This is a genomic window from Streptomyces sp. NPDC111516 (genome assembly GCF_055635345.1).
The window spans coordinates 293,300-319,148 of the sequence record NZ_JBVKBV010000007.1; the positions used below are offsets into that span (position 1 = coordinate 293,300).

The 25,849-nt window shown below is 67.8% G+C and carries 18 protein-coding genes and 1 pseudogene; 5 read left to right on the plus strand and 14 right to left on the minus strand.

What is annotated here, in order from left to right:
- Positions 1–2: 2 nt before the first annotated feature.
- The 4 genes from ACZ7L9_RS16975 (at position 3) to ACZ7L9_RS16990 (ending at position 5,770) form a co-directional block, all read left to right on the plus strand.
- Complete coding sequence (locus ACZ7L9_RS16975) at positions 3–665, plus strand: helix-turn-helix transcriptional regulator (protein WP_024488613.1); 663 nt, start codon at positions 3–5, stop codon at positions 663–665.
- Positions 666–781: 116 nt separating this feature from the next.
- Positions 782–2,056 (plus strand): HRDC domain-containing protein, encoded by a 1,275-nt coding sequence (locus ACZ7L9_RS16980; RefSeq protein WP_471415932.1) that lies wholly within the window; start codon positions 782–784, stop codon positions 2,054–2,056.
- Between the two features lie 367 nt (positions 2,057–2,423).
- Positions 2,424–3,644, plus strand: coding sequence for a thiolase family protein (locus ACZ7L9_RS16985; protein WP_471415933.1), 1,221 nt, complete (start codon positions 2,424–2,426; stop codon positions 3,642–3,644).
- Positions 3,641–5,770, plus strand: coding sequence for a 3-hydroxyacyl-CoA dehydrogenase NAD-binding domain-containing protein (locus ACZ7L9_RS16990; RefSeq protein WP_471415934.1), 2,130 nt, complete (start codon positions 3,641–3,643; stop codon positions 5,768–5,770). Before ACZ7L9_RS16985 ends, ACZ7L9_RS16990 begins: the two co-directional genes overlap by 4 nt.
- A 69-nt stretch (positions 5,771–5,839) precedes the next feature.
- Here ACZ7L9_RS16990 and ACZ7L9_RS16995 read toward each other — a convergent pair whose 3' ends face one another.
- From ACZ7L9_RS16995 to ACZ7L9_RS17035, 9 genes and pseudogenes are all read right to left on the minus strand, one after another.
- Complete coding sequence (locus ACZ7L9_RS16995; protein WP_471415935.1) at positions 5,840–7,234, minus strand: GDSL-type esterase/lipase family protein; 1,395 nt, start codon at positions 7,232–7,234, stop codon at positions 5,840–5,842.
- Between the two features lie 24 nt (positions 7,235–7,258).
- Positions 7,259–9,352: a glycosyltransferase family 4 protein gene (locus ACZ7L9_RS17000; protein WP_471415936.1), complete on the minus strand. Its 2,094-nt coding sequence runs from the start codon at positions 9,350–9,352 to the stop codon at positions 7,259–7,261.
- A complete protein-coding gene (locus tag ACZ7L9_RS17005; RefSeq protein ID WP_471415937.1) occupies positions 9,349–11,016 on the minus strand; it encodes a stealth family protein in 1,668 nt (555 codons plus the stop codon). The genes ACZ7L9_RS17000 and ACZ7L9_RS17005 overlap by 4 nt, the downstream gene beginning before the upstream one ends.
- Before the next feature lie 92 nt (positions 11,017–11,108).
- A complete protein-coding gene (locus tag ACZ7L9_RS17010) occupies positions 11,109–12,731 on the minus strand; it encodes a sugar phosphotransferase (protein ID WP_471415938.1) in 1,623 nt (540 codons plus the stop codon).
- Between the two features lie 15 nt (positions 12,732–12,746).
- Complete coding sequence (locus ACZ7L9_RS17015) at positions 12,747–14,063, minus strand: stealth family protein (protein WP_471415939.1); 1,317 nt, start codon at positions 14,061–14,063, stop codon at positions 12,747–12,749.
- Between the two features lie 661 nt (positions 14,064–14,724).
- Complete coding sequence (locus ACZ7L9_RS17020; RefSeq protein ID WP_471415940.1) at positions 14,725–14,874, minus strand: hypothetical protein; 150 nt, start codon at positions 14,872–14,874, stop codon at positions 14,725–14,727.
- A 44-nt stretch (positions 14,875–14,918) separates the two neighbouring features.
- Positions 14,919–16,043 carry a PLL family lectin gene (locus ACZ7L9_RS17025; protein WP_471415941.1) on the minus strand — a complete coding sequence of 375 codons (1,125 nt, stop codon included), beginning with the start codon at positions 16,041–16,043 and terminating at the stop codon, positions 14,919–14,921.
- Positions 16,044–16,188: 145 nt separating this feature from the next.
- Positions 16,189–16,475 (minus strand): annotated as a pseudogene (locus tag ACZ7L9_RS17030) (amino acid permease C-terminal domain-containing protein); the annotation flags it as partial.
- A gap of 578 nt (positions 16,476–17,053) precedes the next feature.
- A complete protein-coding gene (locus ACZ7L9_RS17035; RefSeq protein WP_471415942.1) occupies positions 17,054–17,221 on the minus strand; it encodes a hypothetical protein in 168 nt (55 codons plus the stop codon).
- A 423-nt stretch (positions 17,222–17,644) separates the two neighbouring features.
- On the opposite strand from ACZ7L9_RS17035, the gene ACZ7L9_RS17040 reads away from it, so the two are divergent.
- Entirely contained in the window at positions 17,645–18,733 is a 1,089-nt protein-coding gene (locus ACZ7L9_RS17040; RefSeq protein ID WP_471415943.1) for an LCP family protein, read from the plus strand.
- 86 nt (positions 18,734–18,819) lie between these two features.
- Here ACZ7L9_RS17040 and galE read toward each other — a convergent pair whose 3' ends face one another.
- From galE to ACZ7L9_RS17065, 5 genes are all read right to left on the minus strand, one after another.
- Complete coding sequence (galE, locus tag ACZ7L9_RS17045; protein WP_471415944.1) at positions 18,820–19,806, minus strand: UDP-glucose 4-epimerase GalE; 987 nt, start codon at positions 19,804–19,806, stop codon at positions 18,820–18,822.
- 45 nt (positions 19,807–19,851) lie between these two features.
- Entirely contained in the window at positions 19,852–21,360 is a 1,509-nt protein-coding gene (locus ACZ7L9_RS17050; RefSeq protein ID WP_471415945.1) for an amino acid permease, read from the minus strand.
- Between the two features lie 224 nt (positions 21,361–21,584).
- A complete protein-coding gene (gene dxs / locus ACZ7L9_RS17055; RefSeq protein ID WP_471415946.1) occupies positions 21,585–23,516 on the minus strand; it encodes a 1-deoxy-D-xylulose-5-phosphate synthase in 1,932 nt (643 codons plus the stop codon).
- 170 nt (positions 23,517–23,686) lie between these two features.
- Entirely contained in the window at positions 23,687–25,000 is a 1,314-nt protein-coding gene (locus ACZ7L9_RS17060) for a sugar ABC transporter permease (protein ID WP_471415947.1), read from the minus strand.
- Positions 24,997–25,791 (minus strand): ATP-binding cassette domain-containing protein, encoded by a 795-nt coding sequence (locus tag ACZ7L9_RS17065; RefSeq protein ID WP_471415948.1) that lies wholly within the window; start codon positions 25,789–25,791, stop codon positions 24,997–24,999. The genes ACZ7L9_RS17060 and ACZ7L9_RS17065 overlap by 4 nt, the downstream gene beginning before the upstream one ends.
- Positions 25,792–25,849 lie beyond the last annotated feature (58 nt).

Consider the following 25,849-nt stretch of genomic DNA (forward strand, 5'->3'; position numbering starts at 1 on the left):
TGGTGTCCGTTCTCCTAGAGCAGCCCGCAAGCCTGGTCGCCTACCGCCCGAACAAGCCGACGGCCATGGTCGTCGTGGCCGACCCGCGCGTCCGTTCCACCGTCACCCGCCATCTGTGGGCACTCGGAGTACGTGACGTCATCGAGGCGTCGTCCATCGCGGAGGCCCGTCCCCGCGTCGGCAATCCACGCGACATCTGCGTAGCCGACGTCCACCTGCCCGACGGTTCCGGGCTGACCCTGTTGTCCGAGACCCGAGCCGCCGGCTGGCCGAACGGCCTCGCCCTTTCCGCCGCCGATGACATCGGCGCCGTACGCAACGCCCTCGCGGGCGGCGTGAAGGGTTACGTCGTCACCGGCACCCGAACCAATATCGGCCACCCCACCCGTCCCGGCGTCGCCCCCATCGGCGCCAATGCCGCCCGTATGCACCGCCGGCCCCCCGGCACCCCGAGCCACCCGGGCGGCTACCGCGAACTGTCCGGCCGCGAGGTCGAGGTCCTCCGGCTGGTTGCCGAAGGCCAGTCCAACAAGGCCATCGGCGTCTCGATGGGCCTGTCCGCCCTGACCGTCAAGAGCCATCTCGCCCGAATCGCCCGCAAGCTCGGCACCGGAGACCGCGCGGGAATGGTCGCCGTCGCCCTGCGAACGGGCATCATTCACTGACCCCCGCCCCCGGCAGGTCCGCGCAGCGATGCGAACCGGCTGGTTTACATTCATCGGCGCCCGTCGACGGAACATTCCGTCGACGGGCGCCGTGCATACACAGATACCCTTGACACGTGACCGACGCCCAAGAGACCGCAGCAGACACTTCACTGCGAACCACCGGGGGCGCTCCCCCGGACGACGTCGCCCCGGCGCCGATCCCCTTGCTCGAACCTCGCGAGGGCATTCCCCCGGTGGTGGCATCCGACGACGCCCTCGCCCGGGTGATCGCCGCCTTCGCCGCGGGCTCCGGGCCGGTCGCCGTCGATGCCGAGCGCGCCTCCGGCTACCGCTACGGCCAGCGCGCCTACCTCGTGCAGCTGCGCCGCGACGGCGCGGGCAGCGCGCTGATCGACCCGGTCGGCTGCCCCGACCTGTCGGGACTCGGAGACGCTCTGTATGGCAGCGAGTGGATCCTGCACGCCGCCACTCAGGATCTGCCCTGTCTGCGCGAAATAGGGATGACTCCCACCGGGCTCTTCGACACGGAGCTGGCCGGACGGCTGGCCGGCTTCCCGCGGGTCGGCCTCGGCGCCATGGTCGAGAGCGTGCTCGGATACTCGCTGGAGAAGGGCCACTCCGCCGTCGACTGGTCCACCCGTCCGCTGCCCGACCCCTGGCTGCGCTACGCGGCGCTCGATGTCGAGCTGCTGATCGATCTGCGCAACGCCCTGGAGGACGAGCTCGACCGGCAGGGCAAGCTGGAGTGGGCGCGGGAGGAGTTCGACGCGATCGCCTCGGCACCGCCCGCTCCCCCGCGCAAGGACCCGTGGCGCCGGACCTCCGGCATGCACAAGGTCCGCCGCCGCCGTCAGATGGCGGTGGTACGGGAGCTGTGGACCGTCCGTGACCAGGTGGCCCGGCGACGGGACATCTCGCCCGGCAAGGTGCTGGGCGATGCCGCGATCGTCGAGGCCGCGCTCGCCCTCCCGCCGAACGCGCATGCGCTGACCGCCCTGCCCGGCTTCGGCCACCGCATGGGGCGCCGGCAGCTTGAGCAGTGGCAGGCGGCCATCGACCGGGCCAGGGCGCTGCCGGAGTCGGAGCTGCCTCAGCCCGGCCAGACCCTCGCCGGTCCGCCGCCGCCCCGCGCCTGGGCGGACAAGGACCCGGCGGCAGCGGCCCGGCTCGCGGCCGCCCGCGCGGCGGTCTCGGAGCTCGCCGAGCGGCTGCACATGCCGCAGGAGAACCTGATCACGCCGGACACGGTGCGCCGGGTCTGTTGGGAGCCGCCGAAGAATCCGACCGCGGACTCGATCGAGTCCGCGCTCATCGGGTACGGGGCGCGGCGTTGGCAGATCGAACAGGTGACCCCGCTTCTGGTCCGCTCGCTGACGTCCGCGGCCTGAGGGATCGCCTTAGAGGGTCGTAATCACGCCAGGTTGCGCGGGCCTCGGGTCACACCGTGTCCTCGATCGCCGGACGGGCTGTTCTCTCCGCCCCGTCCGGCGATCTGCCGTTTTCGGCGTGACGCGTGGCCGATTTCCGGGCCGTTCCGGGGTGCGGCACTGCCACGCCCCCGGCGGGCGGCACTTCGAGGACGCCCGGCGTTTGAGGACGAAACGGTCCTCGCGGCCGACTCGCCCGTGTGTGACCTTCGCCGCTCCCGTCGCCAGGGGTGGGCAGTCCGGTTACCCGCAAGTAGCATGAGGGGAGCGGCGCGTCTGTGGGCGTGCCCCGCAGCAGTGCCATCCCGCACCCTGGAGGAGAGCCACCGTGCCTCGTACCATCCGGGACGTCGTCTTCGTCGACGGCGTCCGCACCCCGTTCGGCAAAGCGGGCCCCAAGGGCATCTACCACGAGACCCGCGCCGACGATCTCGTCGTGAAGGCCATCCGGGAGCTGCTGCGCCGCAACCCGGACCTGGACCCCGCCAGGATCGACGAGGTCGCCATCGCCGCGACCACGCAGATCGGTGACCAGGGTCTGACGCTGGGCCGTACCGCCGGAATTCTGGCCGGGCTGCCGCAGTCCGTCCCCGGCTACTCCATCGACCGCATGTGTGCGGGCGCCCTGACCGCCGTCACGTCGACGGCCGGCTCCATCGCCTTCGGCGCGTACGACGTCGTCGTCGCCGGTGGTGTCGAGCACATGGGCCGCCACCCGATGGGCGAGGGTGTGGACCCGAACCCGCGCTTCGTGTCGGAGAAGCTGGTCGACGAGTCCGCCCTGTTCATGGGCATGACCGCGGAGAACCTGCACGACCGGTACCCGCAGATCACCAAGGGCCGTGCCGACGAGTACGCGGTCCGCTCGCAGGAGAAGGCCGCCAAGGCGTACGCCGACGGCAGGATCCAGCAGGACCTGGTACCGATCTCGGTGCGCCGCACCAACCCGGAGGGCGGCGAGACCGGCTGGGGCCTGGTCACCGCCGACGAGCCGATGCGCCCGGGCACCACCCTGGAGTCCCTCGCGGGTCTGAAGACCCCGTTCCGCGCCCACGGCCGGGTCACCGCCGGGAACGCCGCGGGGCTCAACGACGGCGCCACCGCCTCGCTGATCGCCGCCGAGGACGTCGCCCGCGAACTGGGCCTGCCCGTCAAGATGCGCCTCGTGTCGTACGCCTTCGCGGGTGTCGAGCCCGAAGTGATGGGCTACGGCCCGATCCCGGCGACCGAGAAGGCCCTCGCCAAGGCCGGGCTGACCATCGACGACATCGATCTGTTCGAGATCAACGAGGCGTTCGCCGTCCAGGTGCTCGCCTTCCTCGACCACTACGGCATCGCCGACGACGACGCGCGCGTCAACCAGTACGGCGGCGCGATCGCCTACGGCCACCCGCTCGCCTCCTCCGGTGTGCGTCTGATGACGCAGCTGGCCCGCCAGTTCGAGGAGCAGCCGGAGGTCCGCTACGGCCTCACCACCATGTGCGTCGGCTTCGGCATGGGCGCGACGGTCATCTGGGAGAACCCGAACTTCACCGGAGGCAACAAGTGAGTTCCACCACTGAGCTTCTGAAGGGCGCGGCCGAGCTGTTCCCCGGCGAGGTCGTCACCCAGGCGCACGTACGCCACCTCGACCTTCCGGCCGGTGCGGGTCGCTTCGCCCTCATCACGCTGGACAACGGCCTGGACCACACCAAGCCGACCACCTTCGGACCGCAGTCGCTGGCGAATCTGAACGCCGCGATCGACCAGGTCGAGAAGGAGGCCGCCGAGGGCGCGATCACCGGCATCGGCATCACCGGCAAGCCGTTCATCTTCGCGGTCGGCGCCGACCTCAAGGGCGTCGAGCTGCTGAAGGAGCACAAGGACGCGCTGGCCATCGGCAAGGGCGGCCACGACGTCTTCCGCCGTCTCTCCGGCCTCGCCGTCCCGACGTTCGCGTACTACAACGGCGCGGCGATGGGCGGCGGTGTCGAGGTCGGTCTGCACTGCTCGTACCGCACCGTCTCCAAGGCGCTGCCCGCGTTCTCGCTGCCCGAGGTCTTCCTCGGTCTGGTCCCCGGCTGGGGCGGCTGCGCACTGCTGCCGAACCTGATCGGCGCCGACCGCGCGGTCTCCGTCATCATCGAGAACTCGCTGAACCAGAACCGCCAGCTCAAGGGCAAGCAGGTCTACGAGCTCGGCATCGCCGACGCGATCTTCGAGGGCGCGGACTTCCTGGAGCAGTCGCTGATCTGGACCGCGAACGTGCTGAACGGCACGGTCACGGTGGAGCGCCCCGAGGTCGACCGCGGTGACGCCTGGGACCAGGCCGTCGCGCGCGGCAAGGCCATCGCCGACTCCAAGGTGCACGGCGCCGCCCCGGCCGCGTACCGCGCGCTGGACATCATCGCCGCGGCGAAGGACGGCGACCTGGGCGCCGGCTTCGACGCCGAGGACCAGGCCCTCGCGGACCTGATCATGGGCGGCGAGCTGCGTTCCGGGATCTACTCGTTCAACCTGGTCCAGAAGCGCGCCAAGCGCCCGGCCGGCGCTCCGGACAAGTCCCTGGCCCGCCCGGTCACGAAGGTCGGCGTCGTCGGTGCCGGTCTGATGGCCTCGCAGTTGGCGCTGCTGTTCCTGCGCCGTCTGGAGGTGCCGGTCGTGCTGACCGACATCGACCAGGAGCGCGTCGACAAGGGGGTGGGCTATGTCCACGCCGAGATCGAGAAGCTGCTCGGCAAGGGCCGGATCAACCAGGACAAGGCCAACCGTCTGAAGGCCCTGGTCTCCGGTGTGCTGGACAAGGCGGAGGGCTTCTCCGACGCCGACTTCATCATCGAGGCGGTCTTCGAGGAGATCGGCGTCAAGCAGCAGGTGTTCGCGGAGGTCGAGGCGGTCGCTCCGGCGCACGCGATCCTCGCCACCAACACCTCGTCCCTCTCGGTCACCGAGATGGCGTCGAAGCTGCAGCACCCGGAGCGGGTCGTCGGCTTCCACTTCTTCAACCCGGTCGCGATCCTCCCGCTGCTGGAGATCGTCCGCGGCGAGCAGACCGACGACGCCTCGCTGGCCACGGCGTTCGGTGTGGCGAAGAAGCTGAAGAAGACCGCGGTGCTGGTGAAGGACGCCCCTGCGTTCGTCGTCAACCGCATTCTCACCCGCTTCATGGGCGAGATCCAGAACGTCATCGACGAGGGCACCCCGGTCGAGACCGCCGAGAAGGCCATCGAGCCGCTCGGGTTGCCGATGTCCCCGCTGGTGCTGCTGGAGCTGGTCGGCCCGGCCATCGGTCTGCATGTCTCCGAGACCCTGAACCGCGCCTTCCCGGACCGGTTCACCGTCTCCGAGAACCTGGCGGCGGTCGTCAAGGCCGGCAAGCGAGGCTTCTACGTCTACGACTCCGGCAAGCCGGAGCTGGACCCGGAGGTCGCCGCACTCCTCAAGCAGGGCGACGTCGTCCTGTCCGAGGAGCAGGTCCGCGACCGGGTCCTGGACGCGGTGGCGCAGGAGATCGGTCTGATGCTGGACGAGGGCGTCGTCGCCGAGGCCCAGGACATCGACCTCTGCCTGATCACCGGCGCGGGCTGGCCCTTCCACCTGGGCGGCATCACGCCGTACCTGGACCGTGAGGGCGTCTCGGAGCGGGTGAACGGACGGAAGTTCCTGGCGCAGGGCGTGGCGAGCGTTCCGGCGTAAAAATTCTTCGCGCATAGGCGGAACGGGCCGTACAGGATGCTTCCTGTACGGCCCGTTCGCATGACCGACCTACCAGTTTCCGGTGAATGGCCTGTGCTCACAGACGTCGTCGCACTCCGCCCGTGACATACCTGCGGACCTGATGGGGCTGTTTTCAGGGATCCCCACCACCTTGAACCGGGTGACCGTCCGGGGCGACTCAAGTGCGCCGAAGAGCGCCAGTACGTCCACCTCGTGGCTGCCGGCCCGCCAGGGGTGCGGATGTGTGAAGGCCCACTCGCCTCCCTCTCCGACACCTGTCGCGCCGATCAGCACCCCCCGCTCCAGAAGAATGATCTTGGTGGCACCTGGAGGTACTGTGCCCGCGAAGCGGATCCGGGGCCCCGAGAAGCCGTTGGGCTTCGGCGAGGCGACCACCGGCGGCGGAACCTCGGAAATCACGGCGAAATGATGGTTCACGACGGGTGAGCATCCGTCCTGCCGCAGCCCGACCACCTGGATCGCGTGGTCGCCGGCGACCCATTCGACCGATCGCCGCCAGAGCCACTGGCCGGCCGAGCCCACCCTCGTACCTCCGAGGTACTGGCCGTGCTCGAAGAACAGCAGGTAGTCGACGTCTGGACCCGCCGTGCCGGACAGCTTCGTCATGGGGCCGGCCTGCGCGCCCTGAGCGGGATGCGCGACCACGGGCGCCTGCCCCACCGCGGGGCCGTAACTCAGCGCCGCTTCCGGGGACTGCACACTGAATTCGTAGGTCACCGGCGGCACGCCCGGGGGCTCCATCAGCGCCGCGACATCTACATCGGCGCCTGCCAGGATGCCCTTCTCGCACAGGCCGGAGGCGACGACGCGGGCGACCTCGTAGGCGCCGAGATGGTTCGTATGCGTAGAGTCGATCTTGCCTTCGGGGTGGAGTGGGTGTTCTCCGGCGTCCACCCAGCAGAAATACTGGCGCAGTCGCATCGGACCTATCCTCGCCCAGAGGTCCATCGTGATCCGGGTGAGGTCGATCAGCGGCACGCCGGTTGCCGCGGCGACCTCGGCCATGGAATCCGGGTAGTTCCCCAGGGTGTTCTTCACTTCACCCGTGGCAGAGAATGCGTATCGCGCCATGGGCGTTACCAGTACAGGAATTCCACCTTCTGCACGCACATACTCCACGAACAATCCCAGGAGTTCTTTGTATTCCGGGACCGGAACGTAGCGCATTCCATTGTGGATCATATGATCCACGCACCCGAAACCAATTAGTACAACATCCCCTTGGACCATTCTGTTGAGCAGTGCGGGAAGACGCTCGGTGAAATACTTGCGAGTCGTCATTGCACTGCGCGCGTAGTTGGCCACTTCGATGGGGCCGACGATCAGCTCCTGGAGTTTCTGTCCCCATCCAGCCATCGGTGCTTCTTCGTCGCTTCGAGGCGCCGGAACAGAATCCCCGAGGACAAATATGGTGCGTTCCATTTGATTACTCATTCGTGGATTGTTCTAGCGGTCGACGACGTTCATGGCCATACCCCCGGACACGGAGCAGTACGGCCGAACCCGGACCGGCTTCGCAGGATGGACGAGAGAGAATTCCGATACTTCGTCCCCCACGAGGGGCACGGCTGGGTAGATATAGGCGCCCTTGACGTCGGGAAAGTCTTCCAGGAGATGGCAGACACGAATCTTGCGCCAGCTGTCCGGAGAGGGCTGGAGCCACCAGTCCCAGTCCTCCCAGCGTTCGAGGCGATGGTCCACGACCGTGCGCAGCGGAACCTCGACGCGGAAGGAGTTGTGGGCCAGAACCTGCACCGGCACCGTGAGGTTCGCCGAGTGCGAGCCACGCCGGCTCACCACGAAGAGCGCACCCGGCTCGATCCGGCTGCCTCCGCAGAGCACCGCGCTCAGCCTGATAGCGTCCTCGCTCACGTCCACGGCCGTGGCCTCGACATGGTCCTGTCTGAGCACCGTGCGCAGCATCAGTTTGCCGTTGGGCTGGGCGTACGGCAGGTTCCAGCCCACCGGTGCGGTCTCGGGTCGCGACAGCAGCACGGACCGGGCACCGATCAGCTTGCGGGTGTCGCGGATGCCCGCCTTCATATGAACGTTCACGGATTTGGCGGAGGACATGGTCACCCTCCACCGCCCGTCACCGAGCTTGTCCAGTGCCGAGGGAGTGAGAGCTGCGGTGTATCGAGTTCCGCCGTTTCCGAGCGGTTTACGGGTGGTGCGCAGCCGCATGTCGGGAAGCCGTTTGCCGTTGGACGGGTTGTGCCGCAGGACGAATTGCCACCGGTCCTTGCCGTCGGCCGGACCGTCCACGGAGAACCGCAGCCAGCAGGCGTCGTCCGCTGCGACATCGACCGTAGCGGCGTTGATGGAGAGCGGGGGCACAGTGTGCTGTACCGACGTTCCGTTCCTCGTCGTCGGACGTCGGTAGTGTTTGTCCGCGGCCGCCCGGCGAGCTGCCGCCTCCTCGAACAGGTCAACGTACCGCTTGGCTACCGCCTCCGGGTCGTACCGCGTGGAGTTCCGCAGCGCTGCCGCGCCCATGTGACGCCTCAGCGCCTCGTCGGACATCAGTAGGCGCAGCCCCTGGGCCACCGCCTCGGCGTCCTCGGTCCTCACGAGAAGTCCGTCCTCACCGTGCCGCAGAATTTCCCGCGGCCCGACCGGACAGTCGGTCGAGACCACGGGCAGGCCGCACCTCATGGCCTCCACCAGGGTCATCCCGAACGACTCCGCGCTGGAGGTGACGGCGGCGATCGATCCCTTGGCCCATTCGGACTCGATCGGCGAGAACCCGCCCATGAGCAGGGCCCGGCCGGCCAGTCCGAGTTCAGTGACCAGGGCACGCAGTCCGGCGGCCTCGCCGCCATCACCGTAGATCCGCAGCTGCCAGTCCGGGAACTCCTCCGCGAGCATGCCAAAGGCCCGGATCAGCAGGTCGTACCGCTTGATGCGATGCATACGCCCCGCGCTGACGATCACTTTGTGCGTACCGTCGGCGGGTTCGACGGACGGGCGCGGCACGCTGTTGGGAATGCCTACGACGGGGATCCCCGGCACCGGCGTGTTCCTGAGGAAGGATTCGGCGTCCGCCTCCGTGACCGTGGTGACGGCATCGAGTCTCGGGTAGACACGCGCCATCTCTGCCCTGACCGCCGGCGGAATGCCCAGGTGCGTCATGTGTTCCTGTGCCACCCGCAGGGTCGACTCACGCGTGTACGCGGCCACGAAGAGGTTCAGGCTGGGGCGGGTTCCGATCACGACGTCGGCGGTCGTACGGCTCAGATCCTGGATGATCCGCCGGTCGGTGAAAAGGCTGTACTGAGCGTAGAACTCCTCCTGGCGTGGCACCACCTCACTGGGCACATCGCTGTCCGGGGCGTTCTTGTCCCCCGAACCGGGGCGCAGGTCCACCAGTGCCCGGACAGCGATACGCGGAGAGATCTCGAACTTCGTCGCTGTCGTCCGCCGGAAGACCGAGACGATCTCCACGTCGTGGTGCAGGGCGAGCGCTTCGGCGAGGTTGATGACCGTACGGTTCGTACCACCGATTCCGTAGATGTTGTTGATCAGGAAGGAGATCTTCATCGAATTCCACTCTCCTTCTGCTCGAACGGACTGGGCACGGGATAGTACGACTCCAGGAAGGAATTGATCATCAGCGTCTGACGATTCACGTCGAACGTGTCGGAAACGGTGTCATTGATGCAGAACGCCTGTCGGTCCCGTCGGGCCAAGAGGATACCCAGCCGTCGCGCGATCTCCGGCCTGGCGAGGTCGAGGTAGGCAAAGCCAATATTCGAGGGAACAGCTCTGCCCGTGAAGTACGCGTAGTAGTGGTAGAGCGATGACGGTATCGAGATGTCGGTGGCGCTACGGAATCTGCTGTGCGAAGTCGCGTGATGCGCTTCGGCGAATTCTTCTTCCATCTCGTAGAGCACGCTTCGCCTCAGGGCGTACGGCGCGTGCCGCAGCTTCTGAATGATGGCGGACCCGAAATTCTCCAGGATGATCCTGCGATTGTTCTTCCCGGCGGCGTCAACAGGCCGGTCCCCGAGGGTGAGTTCAGATCTGGGTACTTGCGAAGGGGAGAAGAAAGTACGCGTCATACCATTGGACAGGAAGAAGTCCTGGGGGGTCACAGGCTTACCGAGGAACATGTCGTCGTTGAAGTAAAGAAAATGCTCGGAGAGCCCGTCGATGTGGTGCAGTTGACTTTCGATGGCATGCGAGTTGTACGTGGGAAGGGCCGCCGGGTCGTCGAAAATCTCCGTGTGGTCGACGACAGTGATACGGGAGCTGCGAAGGCTGAGCCAGTACGGTCGCTGACGGTCAGTCACCAAATAGATATGACGCACCCAGGGTGCGTTCTGCTCCAACGCGCGTAGTGAGTAACGCAGTTCGTCCCTGCTGATGTAGCGGGCCGCGTTCGCCGACTCGGCGTGATAGCCGCCGTGGCCGAACTCGGCACGCCGCCGTTGCCAATCGGGAGCCGACCCGTCCACCCAGGTATAGACGACATCGACGGGGAAACGCACATCCTCGGGCAGCACGTCCGCGCACGCCTCGATCGTCCGCACCGACTGGGTACGGCGGGTATGAAGAGAAGCAAATCCCGTGAGTCGGCTGATGGGTACGGTCACCCGCGGTTCATCGAAGGCGATCTGCTCCATGACCCGGTTGGGGCGGGGTGCCACGAGTTGCCCGTTCTCACTGCGCCAGAACTCGATGTCGCAGCCGTACCGCAGGCCCAGCACCAGTGTGTTTCCCGGATCGCTCCAGACCATTCCGGTCCGCAGAACCGCTGCATCGCCGATGGTGCGGCGGGCTCGCGCGGACCCACAGAGCGCAGCTCTCCCGACGAGCCGCTCGCCCGAACAGACAGCGGCATACACAGGTGCGGTTCGCCTCGTACTGCTGAGTGCGTCCTTCACTCGCTCCCGGTCCGCCTCCGAGACGGCGAGCACCGAGCGGAAATCGGAATTGCCACGGACCGCGAAGTAGTCGATGCCCGCCCCGTCCAGAAGCGAGATGATCAGCTCAAGATTGGCCTCACGCAAGCCCAGTGGAGAGGCGGTGGGCCGCACGAGCGCGATCATCCCGCCCCGTCCCGAGAGCACGGCCAGGCTCTCCGACGCACGGAAGAGGTGCGGCCAACTGCGCCGGGCACGACGTCCACGGACGAACCGCGCTGCCAAGGTGAGGACATGGAGCCGCCGCAAGAACCCCTTGAGGCCACTACGCAGCCGCATCGGCACCCTCCGCGCGACGCGGCGTCTGAGGGATCTGGGGACGAAGGTGCGGTACACCCCGACAACGGCCGACGCCTCGGGATTTCCTGTGCTCACGTGTAGTTGTCCGGGTCCTCTGGGTTCCCGTGCTCGAACGGACTGGCCACGGGGAAATAACGATGCAGGAATGTGATGACGGCGTCGTGGCCGCCACGGCTCAGAGCTTCGTCGCTCCCGAGACCGAAGAGTTGCAGCTGCTGGGTGTCCCTGCGTACCAACAGTCTGTTCAGACTTCGCTGAATGGCGGGCATGGCAGCGTGGAGCGCCACCGTGGTCTCACCGGACGGATCTGCCAGACCGCGCGCGTACGCGAAGTGGTGGACGAGTCCGTCTCCCGGGTGCGCGCCCGGGAGATTCGGGCGGATCTGCCCGTCGGGTGTCGGCTCCGGTACCGAACCGCTCTCGGCGAGTTGATTCAATACCTCGCAACTGTACGGCTGAGGGCCGGGCGCGAAGCTCTGTGTCACGGCGCGGCCAGTGGCCGCGTATGCCGCGACGGTCCACGACGCGAACGACTCGTCGGCAGTCCACAGCCCTCGTCGGGGCCGGGTCGTGCCGTGCGGGGTGAAGTAGTCGAACGGACGACACGGGCGGCCGATCAGGGCACCCGGGCGCAGCAGCAGAAAATGGTCGGCGATGTCCGGCAGCCAATGCAGCCCGGCCTCGGCACCGGGGCCGGCTGCCTGGTGCACGGCGAGCCGTCCGTCGACGCCCCGCAGCCAGTCGGGCACCGGAGGCTGTGCCACCACATGGACGACATCGATCCATGGGGCGTACTGATGGAGCGAACGCAACGAGGCGCGCAGCAGTTCCTCTCCCCAGGCATCGGCGTGCTGCCACAGCAGGACCGCGTCGATCGGGAAGGTGATCTCCTCCAGCCGCGGGATGTCGAACTGCTCCAGGGAGATGGCCGGAGCGAGGTCCCCATCGGTGTCGGCGTAGCCGGAAAGTCGTTCGAATCCGATCTCGATGCCCATCGCATCTCGGGGGACAACCCTCTGAACCCGGTTCGGGCGAGGGCCAACAAGACGTTCGTGCGCCAGTTCGTTGTTCGCGGTCCAGAACTCGATCTCGATGCCGTGGTCCTCACCGACCCAGAGACTCTCGGTGGGCTCGGTGCGCAGCCAGGTGAGCCGGACAACCTTGGCCTTGGCATAGTTCTTCCATGCCTTGAGGTGGCTGCCCGGAATCATCCGGGTATCGCTGTTGGACGGCGACACCGAGATGACATACCCGGTGTGCTCCTCCAACAGGGCCCGCAGCACCCGCCGGACCTGGCCCTTGTCCTGCTGTTCCACCGCGATGCAGTAGTGCCGGTCATCGAGGGCGGGGACCGCGAACCACGCGATGTCCCCCGCGTCGAGCGCCGAGGCGACCAGCCCGAAATCGACCCGGCGCGCAAGGTCGACGCTCAGCCCCTGGTGCACATGGCCGACCCTGCCGTCGGGGGTACGGGTACGGCGTTCGGAGGCACCCACCACGTCCGACTTGCGAACCAGCCGCAGAGCCCGCCGGTGGAGCCTCGCCTCCCGGCGGTCCAGGGTGCGAGCGATTCCACCCTTCACCTTGCGCCGCACACGGGGCGGCACCCGGTTTCCGGCAACGGTGCGTACGGGTTGGGGAACGATGCGTCGGTAGACCCGGCTCGCGGAGCCCAGCGCCGTCGGATCGGCCATATCAGAGTCTCCGCTTCATCGCTCGTAGGGGCTGGCGGCCGGGAAGTACGAGTTGAGGAAGCCGTCGAGCAGCTCCTGTTGGGCCTCGATGTCCTCGGGGGTGGAGAACGCGTCGTTGAGACAGAAGGAATCCTGGTTCCGGCCGTCAAGCAGTCGCTGCAGCCTCTCCGCGAGATCGGGAACGGCCAGCTGAAGGTAGGTGAAGGGCATCGAGGCGGGCTGCGCCCTGCCGGTGAGCGCCGCGTAGTACAGCCCGAACGACGACGTCGTCGACAGGTCGGTCATGGCCCGGAACCGACTGGCCGCCGTACGCGCCCAGGCCTCGGGGAAGTCACGCTCGGCCTCTTCCATCGCGCTGCGCCGCAAGGCGTACGGGATGTGTTCCATGGGTTGGGTGATCACCCTGCCAAAACGTTCCCTCAGTAGGGCGCGGTTGTTCTTGCAGGCTGCGTCCACCGGGGTATCGGTCTCAACGACCGGCCCTTGGGGAATGCGGTTGCGGGAGGGGAAGTAGCGCGCCGTGCCGCTCGGGGTGAAGAAGGCGTGCGGCGTCACAGGACGGCCGATGAACATGTCGTCGTTGAAGTACAGAAAATGTTCGGACAGTCCGTCGATATGGTGCAGTTGGCTCTCGATCGAGTGCGAGTTGAACGTCGGCAGATCCGACGCATCGCGAAAGATCTCACGGTGGCTCACCACCCGGATGCCGGGAACGTCCTCGCGCAGCCACGCGGGTACCTGGTCATCGGTGACGATGTAGATATTGGCGATCCACGGCGCGAACATGTACAACGAGCGGACCGAGTAACGCAGTTCGTCCCGGCTGATGAAGCGGGCATCACTCGCCGACTCGGCGTGATACACCTCGCCCTTGGCCGATGCCTTGCGCTGCTGCCAGGCAGGGTCGTTCCCATCAACCCAGGTGTAGACAGCATCCACCGGGAAGGCGATGTCCTCGATACAACTCACCAGGAATTCGGGGCGGGTTGCCAGCGGCGGCGCATCGCGGTGCGGAGTATGGTCGGAGACGAAACGGCTGAAGAGCCGCGGCGCACCGAGGACGTTCCCGCCCACACCCGACACCGCCCAGACGGCCCGGTTGGCGCGAGGGGCGACGAGATGGGTGCCCTGACGGCGCCAGAATTCGATCGCGCAGCCGTATTCATGGCCGTACGTGATGTGCCGGCCGATATCCGTCCGGTACCAGCTGACGTGCACAGCGCAAGCGGTGCGGACCCCGCGCCACGCCTTCGGGTCGCGCGTGGAACGGGGAGCGGCAGCCCCCCGGGACTGCGGATCGATGACGCTGATGTGGCCCGCGTACTGTCCCATGCCCCGGAAGAGAGCATCCAGCACACGTTCCCGATCGTCCTCGCAGACGGCGACCACGGACCCGTGGTCCGACTCTCCGCGCACCGCGAAACAGCCGACACCCACGGACTGAAGCAGGTCGACGACAGCAGAGCGATTCGCTTCCCTGGCACGCAGGGGCGTGATCCCACGTTCGACGTAGACGTCCTCAGAAGATCCGGCTGCCGCACTCCGCCGCTCCGCCGGAGCCGGTGGAATGCTGGAGACGGGCCTGCGGACGGAGTGGGGGGCAATCTCTGGAACGGGACGTACAGCCGGGCCCGGAATAATCGTCAAGCCCCTTGCCCTCCGTCAAGGCAGGTCGCGTACCGCCACCACACTGCCATCACTCCCGTTCAGCCCGCGGTCGACGACCGGCGGAGCCGTTCCATCAGCAGTCCGCGTTCTCAGCCCACGCGCCGACCCAACAAAAACGCGCCAGACCGAACCAAGCAGAAGAACGTTCAACCTTTACAGCGCAACCACATCTTCATCAGATATAAGGCTCGTGTCAATGTGCGAGACAGAAGGCAAAAAATGCCAATAATGCGGACATGATTCAAACATGAGCTCGATCGCAGGTTGCGTGTGAGTGACGCCGCAGCTTCACACCTCGTTCAAAGGTCCGTCTATATCACAGACATCACGACGGTTCACAGACTAAGGCGCTGCGCGCCGACAAGGAGATCCCGGAGTCGGCGAAGAAGTCGCCGGCGACCGGTGGCGGCAGCACGTCCTGGGTGTTCGCCCGGCCCCAGGGGCCGAGTACGGCGGCGCGTGCGAAGGGTCTCACCCAGTCGGGGAGAGAACCTTCGCAACTGCCGAGGAAGAAGCGTTTCAGCTGATCCGCTCCGCAAGTGCCATCGCCAAACCCGGTTCGGGGCTCTGCCGCGCGATGTACAGCGCCCCGTCCACCCCGATCATGCCGAGCACCACGCGTCCGTGCGCGTCGAGGGCAAGTGCCGGTGTCGCCACGGTCCGTTCGCCAGCCGGCGACCACCACAGGCCGGCGCCCTCGTTCTCCGTACCGCACGCCGCGAGCATGACCTGACCGTCGAGGTCCCGATGGGCGAGCACCGTGCAGTCGTATCCATCAAGCGTCGCTCGCAGCACTGCGACCGGGCCCTCGGCGGGGGTGCCGCCGACCGGGATCAGCCAGGTTCCGGGGCGGTGGGTCACGATGCCAGAGCCGGACGGATCGGTCCAGTAGAAGGTGTGCCGACCGGGGGCGGTCTCCAGTGCGGCGACGCCACCGGGGGCGATCTGTACCGGGATGCTCTGTGCCTGCTCGAACGGTCCGTCCTTCTCCGCCTGGACCCAGCGCATGGCCTGGCCATTGCCCGGAACGAACAGCTCCATGCCGCCGGATGCCGAGACCGACACGGCCATGAAGTCCTGGGACTGACTGCCTTTCAGATCTGTCCAACCCTCCCACTTGCCGCCCTTGCCCTCTCGCCGGAGCATGATGCCGCCACCGGAGTTCCGTACGAAGACATGAGCCGCACCGGACGAGCTGACCGCAAGCACCGGCGGTCCCACCCGAACCGCGCGGTCTTTCTCCTTGTGCGGGTTGCCGAGGGACCGCCACGGGCCGAGCGGGCGGCCTGTCTGGTACTGGATCGCATGGGCGAAGTCGACGGCCGGCGGCCCGTCGCCCTTGGCCACGGACCGGCGTGCCACGATGTGCACATAACCGTCGTCCCTCTGCGCCACGCAAAGGTGCGTCAGATTCGGTACCTCGATGAGCGCCGGTCCCGTCCACTCGGATCCGCCCGGCCTCGACTGGGTCCAGCGCAGCAGTCCGTCCCGGTGACGGGCGTAGGCGGTGAGCCTGCCGTCCTTGCCCCTGGTGATCCATCGTCCGTCAGCCGGGAGCTCGGCCCGGTATCCGCTTGCGGCATGTGCGCCGATGCCCGCAACGGCGTTCTTCCCCCGGGCGGCGCGCCCTGACCTGACCAGCATGTTCTGGGGTCATCCTTCCCTGGTTCCCGACCCCGACCCCGATTCCGCGGTGGCCCGCATCTCCGGCAGCCGATAGGTCTGGCGCGCCCATCATAGAATCCTCGTTCGATCGCCACGGAATCGCCACTGCGATCCCAGGCTGATGTCACCTCGCGGACCTCGACACCCGACTGTGCCCCACCCAAATGTGAAGTAGATGATCACGCCGTTGATCACCCAGATGGCAAACCGCAGCCAGGTCTCGGCCGGCAGATTGAGCATCAGCCACACCGAGGCGGCCACCGAGAGGATCGGGACCAGCGGCACCCACGGGGTCCGGAACGCGCGGTGCAGATCGGGGCGGGTGCGGCGCAGCACCATGACGCCGAGAGCGACGACGACGAACGCGAAGAGCGTGCCAATGTTCACCAGCGTCGCCAGTTCATTGTCGCGTTGTAGGCCGGAACGACCACCGACACGGTGAAGAGAGACGGGTCGACAGGCGGACTCATCGTACGGACCCTTCAATTTCCGCCCAGTAAGGCAGCGTCCTGAGCTGCTGCGTCTCAATGTCCTGAGACCGGAGCGAATACAGCTGAGGATACGGCTGGAAGCCCAGGTCGTCGTCCTGCTCGGGCAGCGGGAACTGCTCGGCCAGGACCGCCCGCTGCTCCTCCACGGCGTCGGGCCCGCGGCGGTGGTGGCCCTTGTGCAGATGCTCGGCGATGACTCCCGCGGTGGACGGCGTGGGCGCGAGCTTCTCCGGATACGGCTGCGCAGCAGTGCTTGGCGGAACCGGGTGTACCAGGGAAACCGGTGGATGCGGTCGAAGACGTGCGGGACAGTGGCTCACATGGGTCGCGGGGTCCAGCGCCCAGTCCCCGCCGAGCGCCTCCTGGTGCCGGCGGACCGCGGCGCATGCGCGGGATCGGGATCGGGATCGGGATCGAGGGTTCGCACCGTCAGGAGGCGCAGCTCGCGCAGCGCGTCGAGCACCAGCGCTGTGATCTTTCCCACCTCCCCGTCGATCATCAGGGATCGCTCGCCACCCGGACGCCTCGCCGGCCGCAGTCCGCCGCGGCGCGGTCGAGCGCCGCACGCTCGTCAGCCGTGCCCGGCCGGGCGCAGACGATGTCGACCACTGGGCCGTGGTCCTCGGTCGCCAGCAGTACCAGGGCATCTCCGGGCGTCGCGACCACGATCGCCGCACCTCCCCGGCCCTCGGCTGGCGCCGTTCCCGCAGGGTCCGGCGCAACCGTGCCGTGCCCCCCTCGGCGGTCCCTTCAGCGTGCCATCCGTCCGGTGATCCCCTCTGAAGTGGAACCAGGGATTCAGGCAACTCCCAGCTTCCAAGAAGATATGCACTCTCCCTTCCCGTCAGGAAATCTGTCTATAGTGCTCCAGCATCCGCTCGATCAGCACGCGTGCGATCAGTCAACACGTGTGCGATCAGTTGGTGCCCGCCTGCGATTCCGTCGTCCGGAGAACCCTCGACGACGCGGTCGGCGGACCCGTACCATCCCCCCTCCTCCGGCTCCGGCAGCCGATCGACAGGGAGGGGCCGACTCGCCTCAGTGGTTACCCCACTGACCCAGGGGCCCAGACGATGACGAGCTGTGTGTATGTCTGACGACTCCGATCTGCAATCCCGCCGCAAGCCCAGGAGCCGCAAGGCCGGGAAGGTGCGCACGCGCGGGCAGCGCATCAGGCGTGGCATCCTCTTCACCCTGCTCGCGCTCGTGGTGGCCGGGGGTGGAACCGCCTACTGGCTGTACAGCCGGCTCGACGGGAACATCACGGGCGTCGACATCGACAAGGCACTCGGCGACGACCGCCCCGAAAAGCTCCCCACCAGCGGCCAGAACCTCCTGGTCCTCGGTTCGGACTCCCGGGCCGGTGCGGAGAACAAGGAGCTGGGCGGCGGCGGTAACGTCAGTGGCGCGCGCTCCGACACCGCGATGGTGGTCCACATACCCGAGGGCCGGACGAAGGCCGTCGCGGTGTCCATACCCCGCGACACCCTGGTGACCCGGCCCGAGTGCACCAAGGCCGACGGTTCGACGACGCCGTCGGCGAACCGCGTGATGTTCAACGGCGTGTACGCCGGTTTCGGTCCGGCCTGCGTGGTCAAGACCGTGGAGAGCATGTCAGGGGTGCGCATCGACCACTACGTGGAGATCAACTTCGCCGGGTTCAAGGACCTGGTCGACGCGATCGGCGGCGTCACGGTCGACGTACCGCAGGACATCCACGACAAGTCGTCCGGGCTGAACCTCACGGCCGGCCCGCACAAGCTCGACGGCACCGAGTCCCTCGCCTACGTCCGTACCCGCCACGGCATCGGGGACGGCAGCGACCTCGGCCGCATCGGGCTCCAGCAGCAGTTCCTGCTGGCCCTGCTGAGCGAGGTGAAGTCCCAGGATCTGCTGGGCAGTCCGACGAACTCGTACAAGATCGCCAACTCGATCACCAAATCGCTGACCACCGATTCCGGGCTGGCCTCGCTGACGTCGCTTGCCGAGTTCGGCCGTTCGATGAACGGTGTGGACCCGGGCTCGATGGAAACGATCATGCTGCCCGTGGCGTACGACAAGCTGGATCCCAACCGGGTCGTGGCGGCGGAGCCGCAGGCCGGTGAGCTGTGGAAGGCGATCCGGAAGGACGCCACCATTCCCGAGTCCGCGAAGAAGTCGCCCGCCACCGGCGGTTGATGGCCCGTTCGGCGACATGCGATGCGGCGATGCCCCGGGGTGAAAACACCCCGGGGCATCGCCGCATCATCCGTTCCGGGCCGCCCTCAGCGACGCGCCTCGGGGTGGTACAGGCACCAGCCCTCCCAGGCCGACGCAACCATCTCGCGCACGTCGTGCCGGGCCGTCCAGCCCAGTTCCTCCCGCATACGGCCGGCCGAGGCCACCACCCGGGCCGGGTCACCCGGGCGCCGGGGGGACACGGTCGGTTCCGCCGCCGGTCCGTATCCCGTGACCTCGCCGATCAGCGAGATCATCTCGCGCACCGAAACCCCCTCACCCAGGCCGACGTTGACCGTCAGGTCGGTCCCGTCACCGCGCTCCCCCAGAGCGCGCGCCACGGTGACGTGGGCGGAGGCCAGGTCCTCGACGTGGATGAAGTCGCGGACGCAGGTACCGTCCGGAGTCGCGTAGTCGTCGCCGAAGACAATCGGAGCACGGCCCTCGGTGAGCTTCTCGAACACCATCGGGATCAGGTTGAAGACGCCCGTGTCGGCGAGCCGCGGTCCGGCCGCACCCGCGACGTTGAAGTAACGGAGCGAAGCGGTCGCCATGCCGTGGGCGGCACCCGCCGCGCGCACCATCCACTCACCGACGAGTTTGGTCTCGCCGTACGGATTGATCGGAGCACATGGAGTCTCCTCGCTGACCAGGTCGACGTCGGGGAGGCCGTACACGGCGGCGGACGAGGAGAAGAGGAAGCGGCGCGCGCCGGCCGCCGTGACGGCTTCGAGGAGGTTCTGCAGCCCGTGCACGTTCTCCCGGTAGTAGTGGAGCGGGCGGGCCACGGACTCGGCGACCTGCTTCTTCGCGGCGAGGTGGACGACTCCGTCGATGCCGAACTCCGCGAGGCTCCGGTCCAGGGCGACACGGTCGAGCGTCGAACCCTTGACGAAGGGCACGCCCTCGGGAACCCGGTTCGGGTCACCCGTGGACAGGTCGTCGTACACGACGGCCTGCTCGCCCGCGTCGAGCATCGCCCTTACGACGTGTGCCCCGATGAAACCCGCACCACCCGTGATCAGCCAAGTCATACGGTCATGGTATCCGCGAGGCAGGACACGCCGGACTCTCCGCGACTACCGGGCATCGCCCCGCGCCAGCCTGCTGTGGCCGCGCCCGTACGCGAAGTAGATGATCACGCCGACGATCATCCAGATGGCAAACCGCAGCCAGGTCTCGGCCGGCAGATTGAGCATCAGCCACACCGAGGCGGCCACCGAGAGGATCGGGACCAGCGGCACCCAGGGGGTCCGGAAGGCGCGGTGCAGATCGGGGCGGGTGCGGCGCAGCACCATGACGCCGAGGGCGACGACGACGAACGCGAAGAGCGTACCGATGTTCACCAGCGTCGCCAGTTCGTTGATGCTCGTGAACCCCGCGACGATCGCGATGATCACGCCGAGCAGGATGGTCGGACGGTACGGGGTGCGGTAGCGCGGGTGCGTCACGGAGAAGAACCGCGGGAGCAGCCCGTCGCGGCTCATCGCGAAGAACACCCGGGTCTGGCCGAGCAGCAGGATCAGACAGACCGTGGTGAGGCCGATCGCGGCGCCGAAGCTGATGAACCCGGCATAGACGGGATGGCCGACGGCCTTGAAGGCATCGGCCAGCGGGGCTTCGACGGACAGTTCGGTGTAGTGCTCCATGCCCGTGACCACCAGCGAAACGGCGACATAGAGCAGGGTGCAGATGAAGAGCGAGGCGAGGATGCCTCGTGGCATGTCACGTTGCGGAGCCTTCGTCTCCTCGGCGGCGGTGGCCACCACGTCGAAGCCGATGAAGGCGAAGAAGACGATGGAGGCGGCGGTGAAGATGCCCATGACGCCGAAGTTCGTGGGCGCGAAACCGAACATCAGCTGGACCAACGGCGCGGTCAGTCCGGAACCGGAGGGCTGTGGCTGAGCCTCGGGGATGAAGGGCGAGTAGTTGGCGGCCTTGATGAAGAACAGTCCGGCGATGATCACGATAAGCACCACGGCGAGCTTGATGGCGACGACAACCGTCGTGACCCGGGCCGAGAGCTTCATGCCGAGCACCAGCACGACGGTCAGGACGAGCACCAGCACGAAGGCCAGGATGTCGAAGCCGAATCCTTTCGCCACATCGGTTCCGGAGAGCGCATCGGGCAAGGTCCAGCCGAAGTTGTCCAGCAGCGAGCGGACATAGCCGGACCAGCCGACCGCCACCACAGCCGTGCCGAGCGCGAACTCCAGCACCAGGTCCCAGCCGATGATCCAGGCGACGAGCTCGCCGAGCGAGGCATAGGAGAAGGTGTACGCGGAGCCGGCGACGGGGACGGTGGAGGCGAACTCGGCGTAGCAGAGCGCGGCCAGGGCGCAGACGGCGCCCGCGACGACGAAGGCGAGTGCGGTCGCGGGGCCGGCGGTCTCCTTGGCGACCTTGCCGGTGAGCACGAAGATGCCGGTGCCGATGATGACGCCCACTCCGAAGACCGTGAGGTCCAGCGCGGAGAGGGACTTCTTGAGCGCGTGCTCCGGCTCCTCGGTATCGCGGATGGACTGTTCGACCGTCTTGGTCCGGAACAGTCCATCACTGCTGGGTGGTGTGTCCTGCTGGGCAGTCACCGGCGTACCTCCACGCACTCGTCGTGTACGCCATGATTGGGACCACGCCTGCCACGGAGGGCTCCGGACCGGGCGATTTCACGCGAATGGGCCCTTCGGACCACCCGTACGGGGTGCTCCGAAGGGCCCATCGGCCGTATCGCGGTTCGCTCGTACGGCCCCGTGGCACCGAGGTCCGGAGGCCGCCCGTGCCCTTGGTCCGCGACCGAGAGCCCGACAGGCTCTCAGTCGCGGACGGGCTCGACGGCGACGGAGGCGTCGTCCGCGCCCGGCTCGTAGCGGCCCTCCAGCCTGGCGACCAGGCCGGTGACCTGGCGGGCGATGTCCGGGGCGGTCAGCCCGATCTCGGCCATGACCTCCTTGCGGGAGGCGTGGTCGAGGAAGCGCGGCGGGATGCCGAAGTCGCGCAGCGGTAGGTCGACCCCGGCGTCGCGCAGGGCCTGGGCGACGGCGGAGCCGACGCCGCCGGCCCTGCTGTTGTCCTCGACGGTGACCACGACCCGGTGCCGCTCGGCGAGCGGGGCCATGGCCTCGTCGACCGGCTTGACCCAGCGCGGGTCGACCACGGTCGTCGAGATGCCCTGGGCGTCCAGCAGACCGGCGATCTCCAGGCACATCGGGGCGAGCGCGCCGACGGAGACGAGGAGGACGTCCGGCCGGGTGGTGCCGGGCTCGCGCAGGACGTCCATGCCGCCGACCCGGCCGACGGCCTTGACCGCCGGGCCGACCGCGCCCTTGGAGAAGCGGACCACGGTCGGCGCGTCGTCGACCTCGACGGCCTCGCGCAGCTGGGCGCGGACCTGGTCGGCGTCGCGCGGGGCGGCGATCCGGAGCGTGGGCACGCACTGCAGGATCGACATGTCCCACATGCCGTTGTGCGAGGCGCCGTCGGTGCCGGTGACGCCGGCCCGGTCCAGGACGAAGGTCACACCGCACTTGTGCAGCGCGACATCCATCAGGACCTGGTCGAAGGCGCGGTTGAGGAAGGTGGCGTACACCGCGAAGACGGGGTGCAGTCCGCCGGTGGCGAGGCCGGCCGCGGAGACCGCGCCGTGCTGCTCGGCGATCCCGACGTCGTAGATCCGGTCCGGGAACGCCTTCTCGAACTTGGTCAGACCGACCGGCTGGAGCATGGCCGCGGTGATCGCGACGATGTCCTTGCGCTCCTTGCCCAGCTTGACCATCTCCTCGCCGAAGACGGAGGTCCAGTCGAGGCCCGAGGTGGCGACGGGGAGGCCGGTGTCGGGGTGGATCTTGCCGACGGCGTGGAAGCGGTCGGCCTCGTCGAGCAGGGCGGGGGTGTAGCCGCGGCCCTTCTCGGTGAGGCAGTGCACGATGACGGGCCCGCCGAAGCGCTTGGCGCGCTGGAGCGCGGACTCCAGGGCCGCGATGTCGTGGCCGTCGATCGGGCCGACGTACTTCAGGCCGAGGTCCTCGAACATGCCCTGCGGGGCGATGAAGTCCTTCAGCCCCTTCTTGGCGCCGTGCAGCGTCTCGTACAGCGGCTTCCCGACGACGGGGGTGCGCTCCAGGATGTCCTTGCCGCGGGCCAGGAAACGCTCGTAGCCGTCGGTGGTGCGCAGCGTCGCGAGGTGGTTGGCGAGGCCGCCGATGGTCGGCGCGTAGGAGCGCTCGTTGTCGTTGACGACGATGACGAGCGGGCGGTCCTTGGCGGCGGCGATGTTGTTCAGCGCCTCCCAGGCCATACCGCCGGTGAGCGCGCCGTCACCGATGACCGCGACGACGTGGTCGTCCTTGCCCAGCACCTCATTGGCCTTGGCGAGGCCGTCGGCCCAGCCGAGCACGGTGGAGGCGTGCGAGTTCTCGATGACGTCGTGCTCGGACTCCGCGCGGGAGGGGTAGCCGGAGAGGCCGCCCTTGCTCTTGAGCTTCGAGAAGTCCTGGCGACCGGTGAGGAGCTTGTGCACATAGCTCTGGTGACCGGTGTCGAACAGCACCTTGTCCTTCGGCGAGTCGAAGACCCGATGCAGGGCGATGGTCAGCTCGACCACACCCAGGTTGGGGCCGAGGTGTCCGCCGGTCTTCGAAACGGCGTCGACGAGGAAGGTCCGGATCTCTTCGGCGAGCTGGTCCAGCTGCTCGGGAGTGAGCCGGTCCAGGTCGCGCGGTCCACCGATGCGGGTCAGCAGAGCCACCCGTTCCTCCTTAGCGTTCGAGCTGGTCGAGCATGCCGATCCGATGAGTCTAGTGTTCCGTCCGCGCGCGAGGTCATCGGGCGGGGGGTGTGCTGCCCCACCCGTCCCGCAGCCGACAGTGCCCGGCGTCTCGATCGGGGCGCCGGGCACTGGGTGGGGCGGCCGCGATGTCAGGCGCGACCTGCGGTCTTCTGGGTGCGACGGGAGACCGAGTCGATGACCACGGCGGCCAGCAGAACTGCGCCGGTGATCATGTACTGAATGGCGTTGGCCATACCGATCATGTTCAGGCCCTGCTGGATCGACTGGATCACGATCATGCCGAGCAGCGCGGACCAGACCTTGCCCCGGCCTCCGAAGAGGCTGGTGCCACCGATGACGGCGGCGGCGATGACCAGCATCAGCGTGTTGCCGCCGCCGACGCTCTTCGTGGCGCCGCCGGAGAGGCTGGCGATGAAGAGGCCGCCGAAGGCGCCCAGCATTCCGGAGAGCGCGAAGACGGTGATCCGGACCCGGTCGACGTTGATACCGGCACGGCGCGCGGCCTCCGGGTTGCCGCCCACCGCGAAGACCTGGCGGCCGAAGGTGGTCCGGCGGGCCACGAAGTCCGCGACGACCAGCACGGCGAGGAAGATCACCAGGGCCAGCGGCAGGCCGCGGGCGCCGGAGGGCTCGTTCAGGACGTACGCGACGGCGAAGCACAGGATCGCGACGATGCCCGTGCGGAGCAGGACCTCAGTGGTGGGACGGGCCGGCAGGCCCGCGGCCCCGCGGCGCCGGCTGTCCATCAGGAGCGAGGCGGCGTAGGCGAGGACGGCGACCAGGGCGACACCGTATGCGACGGCCTTGTCCTCGAAGAAGTAGTTGGTGAGGTTCTCGACGATGCTGCCGGACGGCGTGTTGATAGAGCCCTCACCGCCCATCATCCACTCCTGCAGACCGCTCCAGCCGAGGAAACCGGCCAGGGTGACGACGAAGGCCGGCACCCCGATCTTGGCGAAGAAGAAGCCGTGCAACGCGCCGAGCACCATGCCGGAGAGCACCGCGACGAGGACCGCCGACCAGTCGTTCCAACCGTGGTTGACGTTGAGCACGGCCCAGACGGCCGCGCCGACACCGGCGACCGAGCCGACGGACAGGTCGATCTCGCCGAGCAGCAGCACGAAGACGATGCCGACCGCCATGATGCCGAGGCCGGAGCTGTAGACGGCGACGTTGGCGATGGAGCTGGCGGAGAGGAAGTTGCTGTTCTGGAACTGGAAGACGACCGCGATGACGATCAGGCCGACGAGGACCGGCAGCGAGCCGAGCTCGCCGCCGCGCACCTTGCGGGTGAACTCGGACCAGTAGCCCTTGAAGCCCTCCTCGCGGACGAGCAGGCGCGGGTCCACCGCGGGGGCGGGGGCCGCCGAGGGCTCGGCCGCGGGTGTCGCCGCGGCGGACTCGTCGGTGGCGGTTTCGGGGGTCTTGGCGAGGTCGCTCACTTCGCGTCCTCCTTCGTGGCTGTGCGGGCCTGACGGCGCGTGACGGCGTTGTCCGTGGCACCGGTGATCGCGGAGATGATCTCCTCGTGGGACGTGGTCGCCACGTCGAAGACTCCGTTGTTGCGGCCCAGCCGCAGCACCGCCACCTTGTCGGCGACAGCGCGCACGTCGGCCATGTTGTGGCTGATGAGGATGACGCCGTGGCCGCGCTCGCGCAGCCGCTCGACGAGGTCGAGGACCTGGGCGGTCTGCTCCACGCCGAGAGCGGCGGTCGGCTCGTCGAGGATGACGACCTTGGGGTCACCGATCAGGGCGCGGGCGATGGCCACGACCTGGCGCTGACCGCCGGAGAGCGAGGCGACCGGGATACGGACGCTGGGTATCCGGATGGACAGCGTGTCCAGCAGTTCCTTGGCGCGCTTCTCCATCCCGATCTCGTCGAGGACGGAGGCCTTGCGCAGTTCGCTGCCGAGGAAGAGGTTGGCGACCACATCGAGGTTGTCGCAGAGCGCCAAGTCCTGGTAGACGGTGGCGACTCCGAGCTCCTGGGCGTCGTTCGGCCGGTTGATGCGGACCGGTTCACCCTCCCACTCGATGGTGCCTTCGTCGATCGGGTGAACACCCGAAATGGTCTTGACGAGGGTCGACTTGCCGGCGCCGTTGTCGCCGACCAGGGCGACCACTTCGCCGGAGCGAATCTCCAGGTCCACATCGGTGAGCGCCTGGACGGCGCCGAACCGCTTGGAGATTCCGCGCAACGCCAGCACGGGCGTAGCGGACACGTGAATCATCTCCTTCGCCGCCTGACCGGCGGGGATGGTACTGCTGAGCACAGGGGGCGGTGCCGGT